The following is a 1,810-nucleotide window of genomic DNA, read 5'->3' on the forward strand; positions in this document are numbered from 1 at the left end:
GTCGGAGGGACCGCCGGCGGCGCGCTCGCCGGTCGGGCATCCGCGCCCGAGGCAGCGGTCGCCGTCGTCACCCCGGATGTCGAGGCGACATCGCTCGAACAGCCGGTCGTGACCACCACATCGGACATCTCCGGCCTCGTGGAAACCGCATTGCCCAGCGTCGTGCGAATCGATTCGACGACCTCGCTCGGCACGGGCACCGGTACCGGATTCGTGCTGACCGCCGACGGACAGATCGCCACCAACGCACACGTGGTCGGTGACGCGGCCACGGTCGACGTCGTGTTCTCCGACGGGACGGAGGCCACGGCGACCGTCCTCGGAACCTCGCAGACCGATGATCTCGCAGTGATCGAAGTCGACCGCAACGATCTCGTTCCGGTCGAGTTCGGATCCTCCGACGAGCTGCAGGTCGGTCAGCGCGTCGTGGCGATCGGCAACTCGCTCGGCCTCGACGGCAGCGCGACCGCGACCGACGGCATCGTCTCGGCGATCGATCGCGACATCGTGACCGAGGACGGCAGCCGTCTCAGCAACCTGATCCAGACCGACGCCGCGATCAACCCCGGCAACTCGGGCGGCCCGCTCTTCACCCTCGACGGTAAAGTCGTCGGGATCAACTCGGCCGGGTCCCCGTCGGCGCAGAACATCGGCTTCGCGATCGCGGCCGATCCGGCCAAGGAGATCCTCGATGCGCTCTCGACCGGAGAGCCGATCCTCAAGCCGTTCCTCGGGATCAGTTCGTCACCCGTCACCCCCGAACTGGCTGCACAGCTCGACCTCGACGCCGATCAGACCGGTGCCGTCGTCATCGACGTCAACGTCGGCTCGGCTGCCGAGATGGCGGGACTGCGTGCCGGTGACGTGATCATCTCGATGAACGGCGACGCCATCGACTCACCCGATGCGATCGGCGAGGTGATCGGTGCGAGCGAGCCGGACGACGCACTCACGATCGAGGTCCTGCGCGGCGGCGAGACCATCACGATCGACGCCGTGCTCGGAGCCCGGCGAGCCTGACCTCCCGACGGTCCGCCCTCGCCCGGTCACGACCGGCGCCGGGGGTGGACCGTGACGCGGATCAGGCCACGATGTGGTCGAGCGTCAACTCCGGTTCGTTCTGCTCGATGCGCTGCAGCGCGTACTTGTTCTCGAACAGGGCGACCAGCGCCCCGTCGGTGCGCTGGAGGATTCGCACGCCGGGCTTCTCGCGCAGCACGCCGGACGACTCGACGTCGGTGAGCCGGATGGCCTGGAACGGCGATCCCGACAACTCGATCGGAGCGTTGAACTCGACATCGAGGCGGTTGGCGAACACGTCGAACTGCAGCTGACCGACCGCTGCGAGGACCGGTGAAGCCTCCCCCCAGTCGGGGTCGCGCAGCACCTGGACCACGCCCTCTTCGCCGAGCTGGTCCAGGCCCTTGCGGAACTGCTTCACCTTGCCCGAATCCTGCGGTCGCGCGGTGGCGAACACCTCGGGAGCGAACTGCGGCAACTTGGCGAACTCGACGGACGGGCCGGTCTCGTCGTAGAGCGTGTCGCCGATGTTCAGTCCGGTGGCGTTGACGAGACCGACCACGTCTCCCGGAAACGCGGTGTCGATCGTGGTGCGCTCGGCCCCGAACACGGTCGAGGCGTACTTGGTGGCGAAGGGTTTGCCCGTCCGCTCACAGGTCATCACCATGCCGCGTTCGAACGTGCCCGAACAGATGCGGGCGAACGCGATGCGATCACGATGGTTGCGGTCCATGTTCGCCTGCACTTTGAACACGAATGCCGAGCACGGATCCTCGAGCGGACGTGGATT

1 protein-coding gene and 1 pseudogene are annotated in these 1,810 nt (G+C 67.3%); one reads left to right on the forward strand and one right to left on the reverse strand.

All coding sequences use genetic code 11. The annotated features are described in order from the left end of the window. On the forward strand, positions 1-1,020 hold a 1,020-nt coding region (locus WBV89_RS01030), incomplete at its 5' end, for a S1C family serine protease (RefSeq protein ID WP_423979481.1). Positions 1,021-1,081: 61 nt separating this feature from the next. On the opposite strand, the pseudogene WBV89_RS01035 reads toward WBV89_RS01030, so the two are convergent. Continuing rightward, positions 1,082-1,810, reverse strand: a pseudogene (locus tag WBV89_RS01035) (peptide chain release factor 3); the annotation flags it as partial.

The sequence above is a fragment of the Ilumatobacter sp. genome, assembly GCF_049588435.1.
In the GTDB taxonomy this organism is placed as follows: Bacteria; Actinomycetota; Acidimicrobiia; order Acidimicrobiales; family Ilumatobacteraceae; genus Ilumatobacter_A.